The sequence below is a fragment of the Streptomyces marianii genome, assembly GCF_005795905.1.
Classification (GTDB): domain Bacteria; phylum Actinomycetota; class Actinomycetes; order Streptomycetales; family Streptomycetaceae; genus Streptomyces; species Streptomyces marianii.
In genome coordinates this window covers 3,185,225-3,205,715 of the sequence record NZ_VAWE01000001.1, presented here as the reverse complement: position 1 = coordinate 3,205,715, position 20,491 = coordinate 3,185,225, and the positions used below count along the sequence as shown (strand labels likewise).

Annotated in this window: 11 protein-coding genes; 7 read left to right on the top strand and 4 right to left on the bottom strand. The window is 69.8% G+C overall.

Annotation, left to right across the window (positions count from 1 at the left end):
- Nucleotides 1-69: 69 nt before the first annotated feature.
- Both FEF34_RS14275 and FEF34_RS14270 read right to left on the bottom strand, forming a co-directional pair.
- Complete coding sequence (locus tag FEF34_RS14275; protein WP_138053539.1) at nucleotides 70-336, bottom strand: hypothetical protein; 267 nt, start codon at nucleotides 334-336, stop codon at nucleotides 70-72.
- Between the two features lie 99 nt (nucleotides 337-435).
- Entirely contained in the window at nucleotides 436-8,031 is a 7,596-nt protein-coding gene (locus FEF34_RS14270) for a golvesin C-terminal-like domain-containing protein (RefSeq protein ID WP_325063670.1), read from the bottom strand.
- Nucleotides 8,032-9,294: 1,263 nt separating this feature from the next.
- Between FEF34_RS14270 and FEF34_RS14265 the strand changes: the two genes are divergently transcribed.
- Complete coding sequence (locus FEF34_RS14265) at nucleotides 9,295-9,837, top strand: hypothetical protein (RefSeq protein ID WP_234042395.1); 543 nt, start codon at nucleotides 9,295-9,297, stop codon at nucleotides 9,835-9,837.
- Nucleotides 9,838-10,248: 411 nt separating this feature from the next.
- Here FEF34_RS14265 and FEF34_RS14260 read toward each other — a convergent pair whose 3' ends face one another.
- A complete protein-coding gene (locus FEF34_RS14260; RefSeq protein ID WP_138053538.1) occupies nucleotides 10,249-11,634 on the bottom strand; it encodes an alpha-2,8-polysialyltransferase family protein in 1,386 nt (461 codons plus the stop codon).
- Complete coding sequence (locus FEF34_RS14255; RefSeq protein ID WP_138053537.1) at nucleotides 11,634-12,629, bottom strand: glycosyltransferase family 2 protein; 996 nt, start codon at nucleotides 12,627-12,629, stop codon at nucleotides 11,634-11,636. The genes FEF34_RS14260 and FEF34_RS14255 overlap by 1 nt, the downstream gene beginning before the upstream one ends.
- Before the next feature lie 188 nt (nucleotides 12,630-12,817).
- On the opposite strand from FEF34_RS14255, the gene FEF34_RS14250 reads away from it, so the two are divergent.
- The 6 genes from FEF34_RS14250 (at nucleotide 12,818) to FEF34_RS14225 (ending at nucleotide 20,314) form a co-directional block, all read left to right on the top strand.
- Complete coding sequence (locus FEF34_RS14250) at nucleotides 12,818-14,146, top strand: DUF6716 putative glycosyltransferase (RefSeq protein WP_171052953.1); 1,329 nt, start codon at nucleotides 12,818-12,820, stop codon at nucleotides 14,144-14,146.
- Between the two features lie 31 nt (nucleotides 14,147-14,177).
- Nucleotides 14,178-15,419, top strand: coding sequence for an acylneuraminate cytidylyltransferase (locus FEF34_RS14245; RefSeq protein ID WP_138053536.1), 1,242 nt, complete (start codon nucleotides 14,178-14,180; stop codon nucleotides 15,417-15,419).
- Nucleotides 15,420-15,441: 22 nt separating this feature from the next.
- Nucleotides 15,442-16,371 (top strand): N-acetylneuraminate synthase family protein, encoded by a 930-nt coding sequence (locus FEF34_RS14240; RefSeq protein WP_138053535.1) that lies wholly within the window; start codon nucleotides 15,442-15,444, stop codon nucleotides 16,369-16,371.
- A gap of 5 nt (nucleotides 16,372-16,376) precedes the next feature.
- Nucleotides 16,377-17,456 (top strand): hypothetical protein, encoded by a 1,080-nt coding sequence (locus FEF34_RS14235; protein WP_138053534.1) that lies wholly within the window; start codon nucleotides 16,377-16,379, stop codon nucleotides 17,454-17,456.
- Between the two features lie 426 nt (nucleotides 17,457-17,882).
- On the top strand, nucleotides 17,883-19,121 hold the full coding sequence (locus tag FEF34_RS14230; RefSeq protein ID WP_138057475.1) for an amidohydrolase: 1,239 nt from the start codon (nucleotides 17,883-17,885) through the stop codon (nucleotides 19,119-19,121).
- Nucleotides 19,122-19,267: 146 nt separating this feature from the next.
- Nucleotides 19,268-20,314 carry a BMP family lipoprotein gene (locus tag FEF34_RS14225; protein WP_138053533.1) on the top strand — a complete coding sequence of 349 codons (1,047 nt, stop codon included), beginning with the start codon at nucleotides 19,268-19,270 and terminating at the stop codon, nucleotides 20,312-20,314.
- Nucleotides 20,315-20,491: the final 177 nt, after the last annotated feature.

Here is a 20,491-nt window from a genome sequence, read left to right as displayed (position 1 = left end):
CCTGATCACGAACGCCGGTCTGCCCATGCTCACACCGCAGGACAGTCGAGGCGAGCTACGGGTATTTCATTACAGAATCCCCTGCACCGCAGGAATTATCATCAAACACCCCAGAAACAAGAAGACCGCACCAAATATCTTGGCCAGAGTGACAGGCGACATCACCATCCGGTCACGAAACGGAGAGCCATTGACCCAGAGTTGAATCATTCGCACCCCCAACCCGCCGGGATTGCGTAGAAACACATAGCCCAGCGCAAGGGTTATGAGACAGCCTATGCCGGCAATCACGTTGGGAAATCTGCCCGGATCCCCCACTTGTGCGGCCCACTCCACGAAATCACACCTTGCCCATCGCTTGACCGTTGACCGTCGAATTTGGGGTGTGCGCCGAGAGGCACTCTCGGCGCACACCCACATCATCATGCCGCTAGATTACCAGTCCCAGACCCACGTGTAATCCACGTTGGCACTGAAATCGACCCCGGGCACAAATCCGACACCGACTTCCGCGAACCTGATCGGATCGCCGGCATCGTTAGTGCCAACATCTCCAGGAATGTAGCCGTCGGTATTGATGGCCGCACCGTATGCAATACGCGCACCAGGCCCGGCACCCAACGCAACTTCTGCGTCAGCCCCATAGCCGCTCAGGTCCGAGTAGTGATCGGCGTTGCTGAAGACGGCGTCCACAGTCGCCGAACCTCCCCAGCCGAACTGTGGGCCGAATGCGAGGGTCCCACCTACGTCGTAACCGCCGCCAGCTGTCTTGGAAGCCATCACGCAGCCTTGGACACCGGCACCGATGTACGCGGATGCGGACCCGCTCAGGCACAGACCCTGGGTGGCGTCATAGCCGGTACCCTCGAGAACCCAGTCGGCGAGCGGCCCACTTGCCGCCCCGTCGATCAGCATTCCGACGAAGTTCTCCCACGGGGCAGGCTCCGCCACCTGCGCCACTGCTGCCGGGGTGGACGTGTCCGTGGACGGTGTGTCGTCGGTATCCAGCTGCCAGGAGTTACCCCATTCACCCGAACCGGACGGCGTCTCGCTTCCGTAGTCCATCCGGGGACAGGTGAAGCTGTTGTAGCCCATGCAGTCCGGCTCGTGGCCGTCGATCTCGATGCGGTTGACCGGGTTGCCCCCGGTGAAGGCGTACCGGTTGGCCGTCATGAGATCAGTGCCGAGCCGCATGTCCTGCAGGGCGCCGTTGTACATGTCCCGGGTGGTGAAGCGGTTGAGCTCCGGGTTGTAGTCGCGGAAGCCCATGTCGTACGTGCCCGAGGAGACGTCCCAGCGCTTCGCGTTGAAGCGGTAGGGGTTGTACGCGTCCTTGGCCGGGTCGGCCGGGTCGGGCTTGTCGATGCCGGTGAACTCGCCGGCCTCGTCCTTGCCGTAGGCGGTGTAGCCGTAGGTGGCGCTGGTGTCCCCGGCCTCCGCGGTCACGGACTCGACGTCACCACGGGTGTTGTAGCCGTACACGCCCAGTTCGTCGACGCCTCCCGAGACCTTGATCTGCGAGAGCCGCTGGCCCCACGGCGAGTACTGGTAGGACGCGGTGACCGAGCCGGCGACCTCTTCGCTCAGCACCTCGCCCGACAGGCCGAGGTAGTTGAACTCGGTGGTCTTCCCCGCCGCGGTCTTGCTCACCGTCCGGTCGAACGGGTCGAACGCGTACTGCGTCACCGACTGCCCGCCCTCGCCGGTCAGCCTGGAGGTCTCCACCACGTGGTCGAAGCCGTCGTAGGTGTTGCGCTCCACGACCTTGCCACCACCCGTGACCGTCTCGAGACGGCCGAAGGGGTCGTAGTTGTAGGCCGCCACCGCGCCGCTGACGGTGGCCGACAGCAGCCGGTTCCGGTCGTAGGCGAAGGTGGACGACACGCCCTTCACGGTCTGCGAGATGACGTTGGCGTTGTCGTCGTGGACATACGTCTCGGTCGCCGAGACCGTGCCCGTCTTGGTCACCTGCGAGACCCGGCTCACCGGGTCGTAGGTGTAGGAGGCGGTCACGTCGACGTACGTCGACGTGGCGTCGGCGTTCATCTTCCTGCCGACGTCCTGCGCCTTGTTGCCGTTGGCGTCATAGGCCAGCGTGTGCTCCGAGACCAGCGTGCCGTTGGCCTTCTTCTCCTTCTGGGTCTTGACCGAACCGTCGAGGAAGTAGGTGAAGTCGACCGTGTTGCCGTTGGCCTTGGTCTCCTTCAGCTTCTGGCCGCGGTCCGTGTACGTGTACGACGTCACCTTCGGTGAGGCGTCCGTCGGCGTCTTGCCGACCGAGACCGTCTGCACCAGATCGCGCAGGTCGTAGGTGTACTCGGAGAACTGGTCGGGGTGTGTGACCGTCTCCGGCTGGCCGTTGGCGTCGTACGAGTACGACGTGGCCTTCTGCTCCTGGCCGCCCGCCGACTCGGTGACCTTCTGGACCTGGTTGAGGCCGGTGTACGTGACCGCGTACGCGTCGACCGTCGCGCCCGAAGACGTGTCGTCGATCGACGTCAGGTTGCCGTTGACGTCGTACGCGTAGTCGAAGGTGTGCTTCTCGGCGTCCGTGTCACCGGAGTTGTCGCGCACCAGCTTCACACCGTCGGCCACGACCTTGCCCGCGCTGTTCTGGAACAGCTGGAGCTTGGCCGCGTTGCCCTGGGTGAAGGTGAACGAGCCGAGCGAGACCCATGTGCCGGCCCCGGTGGCCTGGCTGATGGTCTTGTCCGTCGTGCCGGTGGAGTGCGTGACCGTGTACTTGGCCGTCGTCGCGGCGCCCGTCACCTGCGGGTACTTCACGTACGCGGTGTACGTGCCGTCCTCGGGGATGTTGAGCGTCCACGTGAAGGCGTCGGTGCCGGTGCCCGCCGCGTGCGTCTGGTGGTCGTAGCCCTGCTGGCCGGCGATGTCTCCCTTCGTCCAGGTGCCGGTGGCGGAGGTGTGCTGGGTGTCGGAGTTGTCGGCCAGGACCACCGACTTGCCGACCGGCACGCCGTCGTCCGAACGCGACTTGAGCTTGCCGTCCGGGTAGTACGACCACGTCATCGTGCGGTTCGAGGAACCGCCGGCGGACGTGAGCGTACGGGCGGTCTGCTTGCCCAGCTCGTCGTAGTCGTACGTGGTGGCGATGTCCCACGGGTCCGTGGAGGACTTCACCCACCCGTTGTCGAAGTAGGAGTAGGCGGTGTCGTTGCGGACCGTCTGCCCCTCCGACGGCGGCATCGAGGTCTTCGAGACCCGGCCCACCGCGTCGTAGAACGTCTGGGTGTAGACGTTCGGGTCGTTGTAACGGGCGTCGGCCGGGTCGTACGGCTGGAACTGCTTCACCGGACGGTTCAGCGCGTCGAACTCGGTACGGGACGCAAAGTCCTCCGTGTTCACCGTTTCCACACCACGCGGCGTGATGACCCGCGTCGTGTTGCCGACCTGGTCGTACTCGTACTTCGTCGACCGGTACGTGATGGTCGTGGTGCCGTCGTGCGGAACCTTGACCTCGGTCTTCTTGCCGCGCTCGTCATAGGTGACGGTCGTGGTGTTGTTCTCCGCGTCCGTCGTCGAGACGACCAGCGAGTCCTTGTCGTAGGCCCGCCCGGTGGTCTTGCCTGCGGCGTCCGTGACCTGTGTGACCCGGTGGTTCAGGTCGTACGCGGTCTTGGTGGTGTAGTCGGTGGTGTCCGCGGTCGCGTTCTTCTTCGGATCGATGACCGTGGTGACGTTGCCGACGTTGTCGTACTCGTACGCGACCTTGTCACCGGCCGCGTTGACGACCGAGGTGAGCTGGTAGATCGCGTCGTAGTGCTGGGTGGTGAGGTAGTCGTCCGGGTTCGCCGAGGTCAGCGTGCCCTTGGGCTCCGTCGTCGTCTTCAGGTGACCCGTCTTGTCGTACGTGTAGGCCGACCTGCGCTCGCTCGACGTGCCAGTGTCCTTCGGGGCGGTCGCCGAGGTGACCTGGTCCGCCGCGTCGTAGACCGCCGTGGATACGGCGCCGTTGGGCGCGGTCGACGTGGTGACGTTGTCGTTCGCGTCATAGACCGGAGCCGGGGTGGTGATGAGATCACCCGAGGCCTGGTCCTTCGGCACCGTCTTCACCAGCGGACGTCCGAACGTGTCGTACGTCTGCGTGGTCTTCTTGCCCAGCGCGTCGTTGACCTCGGTGACCCGGCCGCGCTCGTCGTAGACGAACGTGGTCGACTTGTTCAGCGCGTCCGTGATCGTCGCCGGGTAGCCGGTCGGACCGAAGTCGCTGTTCGTCGTCGGGTTCCCGTTCGGGTCGGTCGCCTTGGTCAGCTGGCCGTAGGAGTCGTAGTCGTACGACGTCGTGTAGTCACCCGCCGTCGCGGTGGCGACGCCCTTGGGGTCGGTGACCGTCTTCAGGTTGCCGAACGTGTCGTAGCCGAACTGCCAGGCGCGCCCCTCCGGAGAGGTCTTGCGCACCAGGTCGGCGGCGTAGCCGTCGGCCCGGGTCTGGTACTCGAACTGCTGCGCGCCGGCAGGGTAGGTGCCGGGCGCGCACTCCGACGGGGCCGGGACACCGGACTTGTTGTTCTCCGCGTCGCGCTGCCAGAGCGGGTAGCCCGTCTTCTGGTCGTAGCAGTACGCGGTCTTGGCGCCGTTGGCTTCCTCCAGGTACGTGACGTTGTTGTCCGCGTCCCAGCTCATCTTCGTGGTCTGGGACTTGGCGTTGGTCGTCTGGACCGGGCGGAAGAAGTCGTCCGTCACGTAGTCCGTGGCGTTCGACTCGGCGTCCGTCACCTTGGTGTCGGTGAACTCCGAGTTCGTCGCGTTCGCCGCATAGGTGAAGCCGGTGGCGCCGTTCAGCCGGTCGGTGATCGTCTTGGTCCACCAGTGGTACTTCGGGTCGTCACCGGCCTGCGGCGCGTAGTACGCCATGTCCGTAGCGTTGCCGCGCGGGTCGGTCGCCTTGACCAGCTTGACGTTCTTGTTCCCCTGCGTGGCGTCGTAGGTGAACTTGAACACCTTCGGCTGGCTGGAGCCGACACCGTCGGTGAACTGACCCAACAGGCCCTTGTCGGTGTAGTAGAAGGAGATCTTGCGGCCCGAGATGTCCGTCATGGACTGCACGTGGTCGTAGATCTTGGAGTTGGTCAGGTTGGTGCCGCTGACCTTGACGCCCGAGTCGTCGATGTACTCGTAGGTGGCGTCACCCTTCTTGTAGTAGTCGATGGTGAGCGACTGACGACCGGCCGGGTCGGTGATGTACTTGAGGAACTTGGTCGGCTTGTTGTTGGACTTGCGCTCCTCGTACGTGTAGGTCTGCGTGTTGCCGTTCTTGTCCACGGCCGACGTCATGTAGCCGTCGCAGCCGAACAGGAAGCGCGTGCCGTCCGGGCGGGTGAGAGTCCAGGCGTCGGGGACCGGGTCCTTGGACGGGGTGCAGTCCAGGCCCGGCTTGGCCTCCAGCTTGTAGTGGACGCCGGCCGGTGCCTTCCACACGCTGTCGGTGGCGTCCCAGCGGAAGACGTGCGTGGTGCCGTCGCCGTCCGGGAGGCGGACCTCCGTCGGGTTCGGGTTCGGGTGGAAGTCCAGCGGTGCGCCGAGGCGCGTCGGTCCCGAGAGCTGGGCCGACCAGCCGTGGCCGGTCACCGTGTCGGAGGTGTCCAGTGAGTTGTACGCGACGCGGGCGAAGGTGTTGAGCCCGCGGCCCGGGTTGGTGAAGGCGTTGTAGGACCAGACGCTGTTGCCGGCCGCCAGGTTGTTCATGACCGTCGAGCCGGCACCGGTGTTCTTGCCCGTGTACGAGTAGAACTTCTCCAGACCCAGCGTGTTGGACGTCGGGTCCTCGACCGCCACGTCCTGCTTCAGCGCGGGGATGCCGCCCGTACCGGCCGACAGCCAGGAGCCGTCCGAGATCCTGCGGACGTCCCAGCCCAGCACGTACTCGGTGCGCTTGTTGCCCGAGTCGGAGTTGATCGGGGTCTTGACCTGGGCCTGGATCGTGGCGGACTTGCCCGGCAGCAGCGCCGGGATCGCCGTGGCGACCTGGTTGCCGCCGGTCGTCACATCCGTGCCGTCGGGCAGCTTCCAGGTGTAGGACAGCTCCCGCTCACCGGCCGCCCACGCCGAGGACGTGGTGTTGGTGACCGTGAAGTCCACGGTGTACGTGGAGTTCGGGGTCATCCGGGACGGAGTCTGCGGCGCGTAGTAGGTGTCCTGGGTCGTGGAGTCGACGTAGATCACCCGCAGCAGCGGGCCGAGCTGGTAGTCGGCGGCCTCCGAGGACAGGAACAGGGTGCGTTCCTGAGGGCCGGTGGCCGACTCGTCCTTCAGCCTGACCATCGCGCCCTTGTTGCTGGACGGGGTGTCGACCCAGCCCTGGGTGAGGGAGGTGGCGTCCCACCAGTGGCGGCCGACGTCGTTGCTCCACTGCGGGGTGTAGTCGGACACGACGGAGCTGTGGTCGCCGCCGGGGGCGGTCCACGCGGTGGTGGAGGTGGCGTTGTTCCAGGTCGCCTGGGTCTCGTTGAAGTCCCTGGTCATGCCGTGGAGTTCGTAGACGGCGCCGTTGGTGCCCGTGGTCGTCTCCGCGCCCCACATGAAGAGCCGGGACTCCAGCACGGTGGCCGTGGCCGGGATGTCGCTCGTGGTGAACTTCATCGTCGCGCGCGTCTTGCCGTAGGTGGCGGAGTTGTTGCCGACGCTCAGCCACTTCTGGCCCACACCCCAGGACTGGATGGCGTCCTGGTTCGTGGTGGGCTGGGCCGAGGACAGGGTGGTGTCCGTGACTCCCGCGGTGCCCTGGACCAGCTTCATGGTGCGGCCGGCCTTCGGGATGCCCACCGCGCGGGTCGGCGAACCGAGAACCTGGCCGTCCTCGGTCCTGACCGCGATCTGGTAGTAGTACGACTTCCCGATCTCGTTCGGTGAGGAGTCCGGGGTCGGGACCGCGGTGGTGTCCGTGTACGTGGTCGCGGTCTTGGCGATCGGCGCGATCAGCGTGGCCGCGGACGGGGTGAACGCCTGCTGCGTGGAGCGGTGCAGCTGGTACTCGACGATGTCCAGGCCGCTGTCGCCGGTGGTGTTGTCGTAGGCCTTCCACGTCAGCTCGGGGCCGGTGCCGTGCACGACGGTCGGCGAGTCCAGCGCGGTGCCGACCGTGCCGTAGGTGACGGTCAGCCGCGGAACGGTCGCGGTCTCGCCGCCGTAGTCGCCGTCACCGGCCTCGTAGCGCGGGCCGCCGGTCGGGGCGGTGCCCGACTCGTCGGTGGCCTTCAGCACGAAGCCGTGGTTCGCGGTGCCGTCGAGCCACTTCTGGACCGTGTCGGTGACCGGGAACTTGTGCCACTGGTTGTACTCGCCGGTGTTCTTCACGATCGAGGCGGGGTTCACCCAGCGCACCGCGTCGGCGATGACGGCGGTCGTGGACGAGGCCGGGCCGTCGCCGAGGACGACCTTGCCGGCGGTGCCCTTGTCGAAGTCGATCTGCGAACCGCCGTTGAGGGAGGCCCACACACCGTTGGTGCCGGACTGCTGGTTGACCGTGTAGGTGGCGGTACCGTCCTGGCCGGTCACCGTGTACGGGGCGTTGGTGGCCCGGTCGGCCGCCGCGACGTAGTGCACGTCGACCCGGTAGGAGGCCGTCTCCGGCAGCTTCGGCTGCCAGGTGTAGGCGTCCCCGGCCACCGAGTCCTTGTTGTAGCGGTAGTCCTGGCCGATCGCGTACTGGGTCAGCGAGGAGCCGGAGGCCGGCCAGGTGCCGACCGCGGCCGTCGTACCCGCGTCACCGTCGTCGACCTGCACGCTGGTGCCGGACAGCTCACCCACCAGCGAGCTGGTGTTGGACCAGTTCGCCGTCGACTCGTCCCAGGCACCGGTCGCCCGGTAGGCGCCGATCGCGACGTCGTTGCCGTTGGTGGTGTGCGCCTGGTCGAAGTACATCTCCAGCCGCGCCGAGTCGATCTTCGTGCCGGCGGGGACCTCGCTCAGCGGGAACTTGATCAGCGAGCGGGAGGTGCCCGTGTCCGTCTTGCCCGCCGACAGCTTCCAGGTGGTGTCGAAGTTCACCGACGGCTGGTCGGAGAGCACCATCGTGTCCTGCGACTGCGAAGGAGTCGGCGCGATGGTGATCGTCGGATCGATCACCACCGGGTACTGACGGTCCTTCGCCGCCAGCCACGCCGCGTCCGGGGTGACCGTCAGTTTCCAGGACTTCCCGTCGCGTGTGAGCTTCTGGGTGACCTTGGTGCTGTACGTCCTGCCGTGGACGGACGCGTCCGCCTTCTTGGCATCCGTCATGTACGGCGCGGGGATCACCAGCGCGGGTGTGTGCGGCAGTTCGCCGTAGAAGGCGACCGAACCGTCCTTGCGCGCCTTGGGCGTCAGCCCCTCGGCATCCAGCGTGAACGTGAACGACACCGGCCCGTCCGGGCGCTCGGCCAGGACGATGTTCTCCTTGACCCGGCCGGGCCCGACCTCGTACGACAGGTCCGCGCCGTCCACCGCGTCCCGGTAGGTGACCGTGGAGCCCTTGGCCTCCGGCTTCAGGCTCTCGCCCGCGCCCTCCAGGCCGAACGTCACCGCACCACCGCCGTCGGCCTCGAACCGCATCAGCCGCGCGGTGTCGGAACCGAACCAACTGCGGCCGGTGTTCGCCGTGTTGGCGAAGTCGAAGCCCTTCGCCTTCGTGCCGTGCACGGAGGTGTCGATGGACTTCCAGGACTTGGACGCCGCGTCCCGGTAGGAGGTCGGCTCCGCCGACAGCTCCGCCTCGATCCGGCCGTCCGACAGCTGCCAGAACCGCGCACCGGACGTCCGCCGGGACGTCAGCTCCTTGACCCGCTTCGCCTCCGGCTCGTTCTTCCCCTTCGCGAGCTTCTGCCGGTCGGCAATCCCCAGCTCCCCGTACGACGGCGGGAGCTCCCTCTCCTTGCTGTCATCCGTCAGCCAGTCCGTTACGGTGTCGACTATTCCCTCGCCGTCATCACCGGAAACCGGTGCGGCATAAGCGATCTGCGGCAGCAGTGAACTCGTCACCGCAGATACCGCAAGGCACGCGACAAGCCTGCCCAATCTGGGTTTCACGCCAAGCCTTTCCTTGTGCGTCATGACATGCGCGCCGCACCGGCACCCGTCCCACCTGCCGGTACGGGAGGCCATGCGCAGCGGCGCCGAGGTTCTAGACGCTCCGCGATCGTCGAGTCAACCGAATCGACAAACGGGCGATTTCAGACTTGACGCCAATTCACCGATGTGCGATGTCCGTTATTTCCGGCCGCTGGCCACGCACTTCAACCGTCGTGTATAAACGCCGGGTTCCGCGCCGCGAGGTTCCGTTTCCGAGAGGAAGAGTTCATGGGCACAGAAGCCCGGAAATGCACGACGGCCACGGAGAATTCCGAGGGGCCGGAGGCCACCGGCGCGAGTGACGTGAGTGACGTCCAGGAGGCCGGGACCGGTGACGCCGGCGCCGGTCCGAAGCGTCGTCGCCTCGACCGCAGCGGGCTCGTCATCGCCGGCGCGACGGCGGCTGCCTGCGCGGGGCTCGTGCTGTACGGCGTCTTCACCACGACCGGGAGCGCGCCGGCGCCGAAGGCGACTCCCCGTGCCGAGGTGACGTACGAGGTCACGGGATCCGGCACGGTCGACATCTCCTACCGGGCCCTCGGCGCGTCCGGGGCCGACGCCGCCGTCACCGCATCGGGGGTCCGGCTGCCGTGGAAGAAGACCGTCGACGTGCCGCTCGGCAAGGACCCGGTGGTCAGCATCGTCCTCGACGAGCGGGGCGGCCGGGCCCGCTGCGCCCTCGCCATCCGTGGCAAGCACCTCCAGAGCTCAACGGCCTCCGGTGAGTTCGGCCGAGCCACCTGCACGGGAGAGCTCCCGGCGCCGGAGTGACGCCCGGCCGCCGCGAGCGCAGCGGCCGGGTCGAAGGGTGCCGTCGGGGGTGCCACCGCCCTCTCGCGGGTGCATCGCTCCTGGTTGGTGTCCCGGCCCTCGCCGACTCCGTCCCCGGCGGTTCGCAGACGACGGTCCCGTACCGGTAGCGGAGCGCAGGGCGTCTGACGACTCGGGTTGCGGGTGTATCGCTCCTGGTTGGTGTCCCGGCCCTCGCCGACTCCGTCCCCGGCGGTTCGCAGACGACGGTCCCGTACCGGTAGCGGAGCGCAGGGCGTCTGCGCCCGGACCTCACCGCGAGACTCGCCGCGGCGGGAGGGCATCACGGTCGCCCCGCCCCGCCCCGCACCGCACCGGGGCGCGGGCGGCCCCGTCCCCGGCGCGCCCCCGCCCCGGGAGGGGAGCCGTCCGTCAGCCGAGCGTGCCGCGCCTGATGCGGCGGACCCGGCGGGCCATGCGGCGGATCGCGGCGTGGCGGGGGACCGGGAGACCGCCGGGGAGGCCGAGGACCGTCAGACGGCGGCGCTTGAAGTAGCGTGCGCTCCCCGTCGTGAGACGGGCCGTCAGATATGTCTCCGCCGCCCCTCGCAGGTCCGCCCGGATCTGCGGCTGCATGGCGAACCCGACCGCCCGGACCAGCCCCGACACCTCCTCGTCCACCCGGCGCGGGGCACCGGGGCGGCTGCCCTCCAGGTCGGGGACCAGCGCGTCGGCCAGCGTCACCGGCACCCGGTTGCTGTTCTGGTACGGCTTCAGCCGGTCGAGCAGCGGCTCCGTCCCGAACCGCGCGACCGGGATGCCGTAGAACGTGCTCGCGGTCAGCAGCGCCGTGGAGAAGCACCCCACCACCAGCGCCGGCCTCAGCTGCCGGTACAGCACCTCCGCCAGCACCGGCCGGTCCAGCACGGTCAGTTCGGCGCCCAGGCCCTCCGCCTCGCGCTCCAGGGCCCGCGACCACGCCGCCGGCGCCGTCGGATGCGGCTTGAAGACGAGTCGGCGGTGGCCGTGGGCGACCGCGCCCCGCACCATCCCCACGTACAGGGCTTCCTCCTCCTCCGCGGTGAGGATGCCCAGGGCCGCCAGGTACTGCCCGAGCAGCAGCGCGGGCCCCTCGCCGCCGTCTGCCGGAACCGCCGCATCCCGGGTGTCCACCGTGGCTGCCAGGCCCTCCGCGTCGGCGGCGAGTTCGGCGACCACCTTGGTGAACGCCTCGGCCGGCACCGCTTCCGGCCGGGCCCCGAACTCCTCCAGCAGCAGCGGCGTCAGCCCCGGCACCAGATCGAGGTGCAGCAGCCTGCGCACCCGCTCGCCCACCAGCGGATCGATCTTGTTCCGCGTCGGGCCGTAGCTCATCAGCCCGTCCGCGTACACGTCGAGGCGGGCGTCCGGGAACAACTGGGCCACCGCGAGGGCGGGGTTGACCTGGATGGACTCCAGTGCCAGCTCGATCCGGTCGTCCCCGAGGTCCCACAGCATCCGCAGATACCGCTCCCACATCGGGACGTCGTCCGGGCGCGGCGACCAGCCGCCCGGGTGGAAGGGCGTGATCGCCTCGTTCCACGAAAGCACCCCGTCGAATCGGCCGCGCAGCCGCTCGAAGCCCGGCATCCGGTCGACCGGGGGCGCCGTCTCCGGGGTCGTCGCGTTGTTGCTCACCAGCAGCAGCCGCCGGTCCGCGGGTGCGAAGCGGCCGGTGTCGAGCGCCGCCGCCAGCGTCGCCGCGCCGTAAAGGGTGGAGACGAAGAAGATCTGCGTGGTCCGTGCGGTGCCCGGTCCGGTGCTCGGCGTCGTAGCCATCAGGCCGCTCCCGCCGCGCCGGAGACCGCCGGTGTTCCCGTCGCTCGGCGGCGCAGCCTGCGCAGTCGGGAGGAGCGTTCGCCGTCCATGCCGTCGAGTGCGTCCTTGAGAATGTCCTGCGGCATACGGTGCAGGGCGTCCGCGCTCATCGAACGCAGTTTCCGGGCCACGGACGGTTCGAACCTCTCGATCGATCCCAGATGATGGGAAATGACGGCGCAGTAGGTTCGGACGGCTTTCGGCAGAAGCCGCCCGGATTCCGGATCATTCGCGGTTTCTTCCAGTACCTGGTCGAAAGCCCTGATGAAATCCAGCTGCCGTACGTCACCGATCTGGGTCAGTGAAGAGGCGACCCCGCGGCGGTAGAAGATTCCCAGCAGACCCACCGCGGCGAAGGACTCCGCCCCGCGGTGCAGCCGCCAGATCCAGGGCCGGTCCTCGGCGGTCCGCAGGCCGTCCGTGAAGTGCAGCAGCCCCCGGTCCAGCAGCTCGCGCCGGTAGATGCCGGCCCAGGCCATGGGGTAGTCGACGGAGGTGGACCGGTCGGCGGGCAGGATCGCGTCACGCGGCCGGAGCACCTCGTTCCGACGGCCGACGGGCACCCGGAAGACCTTGCGCTCCCGGGCCGTGCACTGCACGTGGTCGGTGCGGACGAAGTCGACGCCGAGTTCCTCGGCGGCCGCGAGCAGCCGCTCGTAGTGGCCCGGGGCCAGCCAGTCGTCGCCGTCCAGGAAGGTGATGTACGCGCCGCTGGCGGCGTCCAGACCGGTGTTGCGGGCCGTGGCGAGCCCGCCGTTGCGTTCGTGTCTGATCAGGACCGCTCCCGGCAACTCGCGTTCGGCACGCTCCAGGATCTCCGGCGTTCCGTCCGTCGAGCAGTCGTCGACGAGCAGGAACTCGAAGTCCTCCCGGGCGTTCGCCCGGAGGCTTGCGAGGGTGTCGGGCGCATAGGCCTGGACGTTGTAGAAGGGCACGATGACCGAGAGCTTGACCACGCGCCGGAGATTAGGCGCGGGCCCCGTCATTCGCTCTGACCGCGGGAGGGACGGCGGGTGAACAAGGTGCGGCGGAATTGTTAACCCGAACGATTCCGTGGCTCTTTCGCCGTCCGTCGACGCGCTGTTAACCCTTTGTTGCTGCCGAGTTGGGCCGCCGAGCCGAATGCCTTTCTAACGTCCTCGGCGTGCCATCACGTACCAGCCAGGCGCCGCGCGTCGCCGTGCTCGCCGACTCCGACACCCGGTGGAAATGGGGCGCGCTCACCGCGCGCCGGATAGCCGCCGGGGACGACCCGGCGGCCTCCGCCGAACCGGCCGGATTCCTCCTGAGGGGGCGGGCGACGCCCACCGCCCGGCAGCTCGCCGAGGTCGGGGTCGCCGCGGACGGCGTGCGCGAGGTCACCGCCGCCGAGTTCCTCAGCGCGATACGCGACGAGGGGTACGACGTCGTCGTCCTCGCCCTCGTCGGCGGCGCCGTGCAGGCCGTGCTCCACGGGATCGCGGCCCTCCGGCTGCCCCGCCGGCCCGTACTGGTCACCGGCTACGTCGGCGTCGTCTACGAGAAGCTCGCCGACGGACTGCTGCTGCGGCACGGCGCGGACGTCGTCCTCGCCAACTCCCGCCACGACGCGGAACGGTTTCGCGCGGTGTACGAGGGGGTCGGCGCCGATCCCTCGGCGGTGACCGAGGCGGCGCTGCCGTTCCTCGGCGGCGCCCCGTACGAGCGGAGGGACGGCCGGGACACGGTGGTCTTCGCCGTCCAGCCGTCCGTCCCCGACAGCCGCTCCGACCGCGAGTACCTGCTCGGCCGGCTCGCCGGGCACGCGAGGCTCCACCCCTCCCGCGAGGTGCTGCTCAAGCTGCGCTCCCGGCCCGGCGAGCACACCACGCACCTGGAGGAGGTGCCGTACCAGAGGCTCGCCGAGCGGCTCCCCGGGGGGCTTCCGCCGAACCTCGGCCTCGTGTACGGGCACATGGGCGAGGTCCTGGACCGGACGGACCTGCTGGTCACCGTCTCCTCGACCGCCGCCCTCGAAGCGCTCCACCGGCGCATCCCCACCGCGATCCTCACCGATCTCGGCGTACGCGAGGCGCTCGGCAACCACCACTTCCTCGGCTCCGGGCTGCTCACCTCCTGGGACCGGCTCGACCGGGACCACCGGCCCGTACCCGACGAGGAATGGCTGGCCCGGCAGGGCGTCGCCGCCGACGGGCGGTACGGGACGGCCTTCGACGAGGCGCGGGAGCGCGTGGCCGCACTTCTGCGCCGGCCGGAGCTCCCGCCCGTCACCCCCTACTACACCGCCACCACGGCACCCGGTTACCTGCCGGGGATCCTCGCCCGCCACCGTCTCGCCCCGGACGGCAGCCCGCTCCCGGGAACGGCGCCGGCCGCCGGTCCCACCGGGGTGCGCCGACTCGTCCGCGACGCGGTGCGCGGGGCGGCACGCGGCGCCTACCGCCACGGCGTGCAGCGCGTGGCGCCCGTCATCCGCCGCATGGGCGAGCTGTGACCGTTCCGAAGGCCAGAAGGAGCTCCACCTCATGACCACCGTCCTCGCCGTGATCCCCGCCAGGGGCGGCTCCAAGGGCGTGCCCGGCAAGAACCTCGCCGCGGTCGGCGGCGTGCCGCTCGTCGCGCGCGCCGTACGGGCCTGCACCGGATCCCCCCTGGTCACCGATGTCGTGGTGTCCACCGACGACCCGGCGATCGCGGACGCCGCGCGGGCGGCCGGAGCGGCCGCCGGCGCCGCCGGCCGGGTCCACTGCGTCGAGCGCCCGGCGGACATCGCGGGCGACACCGCGACCAGCGAGTCCGCGGTGCTCCACGCCGTGGACGCCTACGAGGCGGACCACGGCCGCACGGTCGATGTGGTCCTCCTCGTCCAGTGCACCAGCCCCTTCCTGACCGTCGACGACATCGAACGGGTCGCCTCCGCGGTGGCCAAGGACGGCGCCGACACCGCGGTCACGGTCGCCCCTTTCCACGCCTTCGTCTGGCGCCGTGAAGCGGCGGCGACGGGCACGCCCGCCCCCGCCGGTACCGCCCACGACGACGGCCGAGGCGTCAACCACGACAAGAGCCACCGCCCCCGGCGGCAGGACCGGCCCGAGGACTTCCTGGAGACCGGGGCCGCGTACGCGATGGACGCCCGCGGCCTGCGGGTCCACGGACACCGCTTCTTCGGGCGCACCGCGCTGGTCGAGACCGACCCCGCACGGGTCCTGGAGATCGACGACCCGCACGACCTCGCCCGGGCCCGCGTCCTCGCACCGCTGCTCGACCCGGTGGCCGTCCCCACCCGCGCGGACGTCGACGCCGTCGTCCTCGACTTCGACGGCACCCAGACCGACGACCGCGTCCTGGTCGACTCCGACGGACGCGAACTCGTCGCCGTGCACCGCGGCGACGGCCTCGGCATCGCCGCGCTGCGCCGTGCCGGGCTGAAGCTGCTGGTCCTCTCCACCGAACAGAACCCCGTCGTCGCGGCCCGGGCCCGCAAGCTCGGCCTCCCCGTCCTGCACGGCATCGACCGCAAGGACGCCGCCCTGGAGCGGTGGTGCGCGGAGAACGCGGTCGCGCCCGAGCGGGTCCTCTACGCCGGCAACGACGTCAACGACCTGCCCTGCTTCGGGCTCGTCGGCTGGCCCGTCGCCGTGGCGAGCGCGCACGACTCCGTGCGTGCCGCCGCCCGTGCCGTGACCACCACCCCGGGTGGCGCCGGCGCGATCCGGGAGATCGCCACCTGGCTTCTCGGTCCCACCCTCAGCACCCCCGCCCAGTAGGCCGAACCGTAAGGAACCCCTCATGAACTCCCGTCTGCGCACCCTCGGCGGCAAGACCGCCGGTCCCGGCCGGCCCGTCTACGTCACCGGCGAGATCGGCATCAACCACAACGGCGACCTGGACAACGCCTTCGCGCTGATCGACGCCGCCGCCGACGCGGGCTGCGACGCGGTCAAGTTCCAGAAGCGCACCCCGGAGATCTGCACCCCCCGCGACCAGTGGGACATCGAACGCGACACCCCCTGGGGCCGGATGACGTACATCGACTACCGCCACCGCGTGGAGTTCGGCGAGGACGAGTACCGCGCCATAGACGAGCACTGCCGCGAGCGCGGCATCGACTGGTTCGCCTCGCCGTGGGACACCGAGGCCGTCGCCTTCCTGGAGAAGTTCGACGTCCCCGCCCACAAGGTGGCCTCCGCCTCCCTCACGGACGACGAGCTGCTGCGCGAGCTGCGCGCCACCGGCAGGACGGTCATCCTGTCCACCGGTATGTCGACGCCGAAGCAGATCCGGCACGCCGTCGAGGTCCTCGGCAGCGAGAACATCCTGCTCTGCCACGCCACCTCGACCTACCCGGCCAAGGCCGAGGAGCTCAACCTCCGCGTCATCAACACCCTGATGCAGGAGTACCCGAACGTCCCGATCGGCTACTCCGGCCACGAGACCGGTCTGCAGACCACCCTCGCGGCCGTCGCGCTCGGCGCCGCGTTCGTCGAGCGCCACATCACCCTCGACCGCGCCATGTGGGGTTCGGACCAGGCCGCCTCCGTCGAGCCCGGCGGTCTGCAGCGCATGGTCCGCGACATCCGCACCATCGAGGCCGCCCTCGGCGACGGATTGAAGAAGGTCTACGAGTCCGAGCTCGCCCCGATGAAGAAGCTCCGCCGCGTCCCCGGCGTCGTCGCCGAGGCCGAGCAGAGCGAGCGGGCCGAGCCGGTCGCGGTCTGACTCCCATGGACCTCGCCTTCGTCGAGAGCCCGGTCCAGCTGCTGAACGTCCTGGAGTGGGCGCACACCCCCGCGCCGGCCGCGATACCCGCGCAGCCGGGACCGGGCGCCGCCCGCGGCGAGGCTGCCCGGGGCGGCGACCTGACGGTCGTCGTGCTCTCGCCCACCGATCCCATGTCCCGAGGGCAGCTGCGCCGGATGGCGGAGCTGGCGCGCGACGAGGGGATCACGGTGCGCTGGCAGGAGGCCCGCGGCGGCGCGGACGCGGTCGTACGGACCGTGCGGGCGCTGGGCCCCGTGCTGCGCCGGGCCGAGCGGATCGTCATCGGCGACCCGTTCTCCCGCTATGTGCAGCTCCTGCTCACCCTCGTGGGCACGCGACGGCTGACCGTGGTCGACGACGGCACGGCCACCATGGAGTTCGTGGCGCAGCTGACGCGCGGTGAACGGCTGGTGCGCTGGCACCGCCGCGGCCGCCGCGGCCCGCGCGAGTTGCTGCTCGCCCCGGTCTCGGCGGCCGCACGCCGGAGGCTCACGCCGTCGCGCTGCCGCGAGGTCGAGCTCTTCACCGCGATGCCCGTGGAGGAGGCGCCGGACGGCATCACCGTCACCCCCCACCGGTTCCGCTGGACGCGCACGCGGTTCGGCCCGCCGCTGCTCACCCGGGGCGTGGACCTGGTGGGCACCTCGCTCGTGGAGACCGGGGTGGTCGATCTCCAGCGGTACCTGGACGCCGTCGCCTCGCTCGCCCGTGCGCACGACGCCACCCGCTACTTCGCCCATCGCCGGGAGGGCGCGGACAAGCTGCGCCGGCTCGCGGCCGACACCGGTCTGGAGATCGTCCGGCCCGATCTGCCGCTGGAGCTGATCGCCCGGCGCGGCCCGGTCGGCCGTACGGTGCTGAGTTTCCCCTCCACCGTCGTGCACACCCTGCCGCTCGCGCTGGCGGGCACCGGTGTGACGGTTGCGGTGTGCGACATCGCCCCGGAGTGGCTCAGGGACACGGCGTCACCACGGGCCCAGGGCTTCCTCGCGGGGGTCACGGGCACGGCGCGCCACGTGCAGCGGCTCTCGGCGCCCGCCTGACGCGCCGGGCCCCGGCCCAGGCGAACGGACCAGGTCCCGGGGCCTACGAGCGGTCCGGAGCCCGGCCGGGGTGGACCGGGTGGCTCGGAGCTGACCGGGGAGTGGGGCGGTCCCGCCCCGCCCGGGTGCGGCCGGTGCCGCGTGGCCGGGGGCGCGACGGGCCGGCCGGTGCGGAGAGCCCGGGGGCGGGCCGGACCGGCGTACGGACGCTCCGAGCCGCCCGGCCCGGGTACCCGAACGGCCGACCTGGACGCGACAACAGGCCGGAGTGTCCATATCGTGGTCAAAAGCGGGTGAGCTTACCCACACCGAACGACGGCCAAGCGTCGTCAGACGCACTTTCTTCCCCCTATAGGGCTGAACTTTTGTTGATCTCGAGTTAGTTGGGCCTTGAAGGGGCCTACTCTTCAACGGGTGAACCAGTTGATGTCCCGCGAGCCCGACGCCGGCCTTCCCGGCGAAGCCGAGTTGCCCGGCGACTACGTTCTGCCCGGCACGCTGTCCGACGCCCTGCGCACCGAACTCATCGCCTTCCGCCGGGACTTGCACATGCACCCGGAGCTCGGGAACCAGGAGTTCCGGACGACTGCGGCGATCAAGGCGCGGCTGGAGGCCGCCGGCCTGCGCCCGCAGGTGCTGTCGACGGGCACGGGACTCGTGTGCGACGTGGGTACGGACGGGGTCCGGCCCGTGCTCGCCCTGCGCGCCGACATCGACGCCCTCCCGATTCCGGACACCAAGGCCGGCGTGCCGTACCGGTCGACCGTGCCGGACCGGGCCCACGCCTGCGGCCACGACGTCCACACCGCGGCGGTCCTCGGGGCCGGACTGGTCCTCGCCGACCTCGACCGGCAGGGCCTGCTGCCCCACCCGGTGCGGCTGATCTTCCAGCCCGCCGAGGAGGTGCTGCCGGGCGGTGCGGCCGACGCGATCGAGTCGGGGGTACTGGACGGCGTGGGCCGGATCATCGCCGTGCACTGCGATCCCCGTGTCGACGCCGGCCGGATCGGGCTGCGCGTCGGTCCCATCACCTCGGCGTGCGACCGGCTGGAAATCACCCTCGACGGCCCCGGCGGCCACACCGCGCGTCCGCATCTGACGACGGACCTCGTCACCGCCGCCGCCAAGATCGTCACCGAGGTCCCCGCGCTGCTGTCCCGCCGGGTGGACACCCGCTCCGGACTGGCCCTGACCTGGGGCCGTATCGAGTCCGGGCACGCCTGCAACGTCATCCCGCAGCACGCGGAGCTCGCGGGCACCGTCCGCTGTCTGGATCTGCCCGCCTGGCGCGAGGCCCCGGACCTGGTGCACGCGGCGGTCGACGAGATCGCCACGCTGCACCGCGCCAAGTCCCAGATCAACTACATCCGCGGGGTGCCGCCCGTGGTCAACGACCCGGTGATCACGGAACTGCTGCGCGATGCCCACGCCGCGCGGCGGGGATCGCAGGCGATCGAGGACACCGAGCAGAGTCTCGGGGGTGAGGACTTCTCCTGGTACCTGGAGCACGTTCCGGGTGCGATGGCCCGCCTCGGCGTCCGCGCTCCCGGCTCGGGCTCGCGCCTCGACCTGCATCGGGGCGACTTCGACGTGGACGAGGAGGCGATTCGTGTCGGCGTCGAGCTCTTCACGGCGGCGGCGTTGCTGGACGACCACCGATCGTAACCAGACAGTTCATCTTACGTTCGTCCAACGCGACGATCCGATAACGGCTGTCGAACACGTCTTTACCTGACATCTACGCGCGTTACGATCGCCGCAAAACCAGCGCCGGAAGTGGCGCTTTCGGTCAGGTTTATAAGGAGCCTCTAGTGCGCCGGATCACCAGGATCGCCACCGTGGGCATCGCGTCCACGGCACTCGCGTTGTCCGCCACCGCATGTGGCGGCAAGTCCTCGTCCGAGGCCGGATCGGGCAGTGGCGCCAAGGCGGCCATCGCCTACGACATCGGCGGCCGCGGAGACCAGTCGTTCAACGACGCCGCCTACGCGGGTCTCGCCAAGGCCGAGAAGGAACTCGACGTCACGGGCGCCGAGGCCGAGCCCAGTGAAGGCGAGGGCGACCCGGACAAGGTGCAGCGCCTCACCTCGCTGGCCCGGGCCGGCAACAACCCGGTGATCGGCGTCGGCTTCGCCTACGCCCCGGCCATCGCCGAGGTCGCGCCGAAGTTCCCGAACACCACGTTCGGCCTCATCGACGACACCTCCAAGACCGGCAAGAACATCGCCAACCTGGTCTTCAACGAGGAGCAGGGCTCCTACCTGGCCGGCGTCGCCGCCGCCAAGGTCACCAAGAGCAACACCGTCGGCTTCATCGGCGGCGTCGAGGTGCCGCTGATCAAGAAGTTCGAGGCCGGCTTCGTCCAGGGCGTCAAGGACACCAACAAGAACGTCAACGTCAAGGTCCAGTACCTGACCCAGCCGCCGGACTTCGGTGGCTTCTCCAAGCCGGACCTGGGCAAGGCCGCCGCGCAGGGCCAGCTCGACGCGGGCGCCGACGTGATCTACGCCGCCGCCGGTCTCGCCGGCTCGGGCTCGATCGAGGCCGCCGCCAAGGCCAAGAAGTGGGCCATCGGCGTGGACTCCGACCAGTACAAGCAGCGGGGTCTCGCCCAGTACCAGGACTACATCCTCACCTCGGTGACCAAGGACGTGTCCGGAGCCGTCTACAACCTGATCAAGTCGGTCAAGGACGGCAAGCCGCAGTCCGGTGAGGTCCGCTACGGCCTCGACAAGGGTGGCGTGGGCCTGGCCACCTCCAACCCGGCCTTCACCAAGATGACCGAGGTCACCGCCGCGATCGACAAGGCCAAGGCCGACATCATCGCGGGCAAGGTCACGGTCAAGACCGCCCCGTAACCGGGCGACGGGAACCACGGGCCCACGGGTCCGGAGGGGCGGCGCGCAGCAGCCCCTCCGGACCCGGACCGGGTTCCGTCCACCGGTTCTCGCTCTTTGTTGCTGCTACGCGCGTAGAGTTCATTCGGGCGCGATAGCTTCGCCACCACCCCTGACCGCGGAACTGCCCGCCCCCAC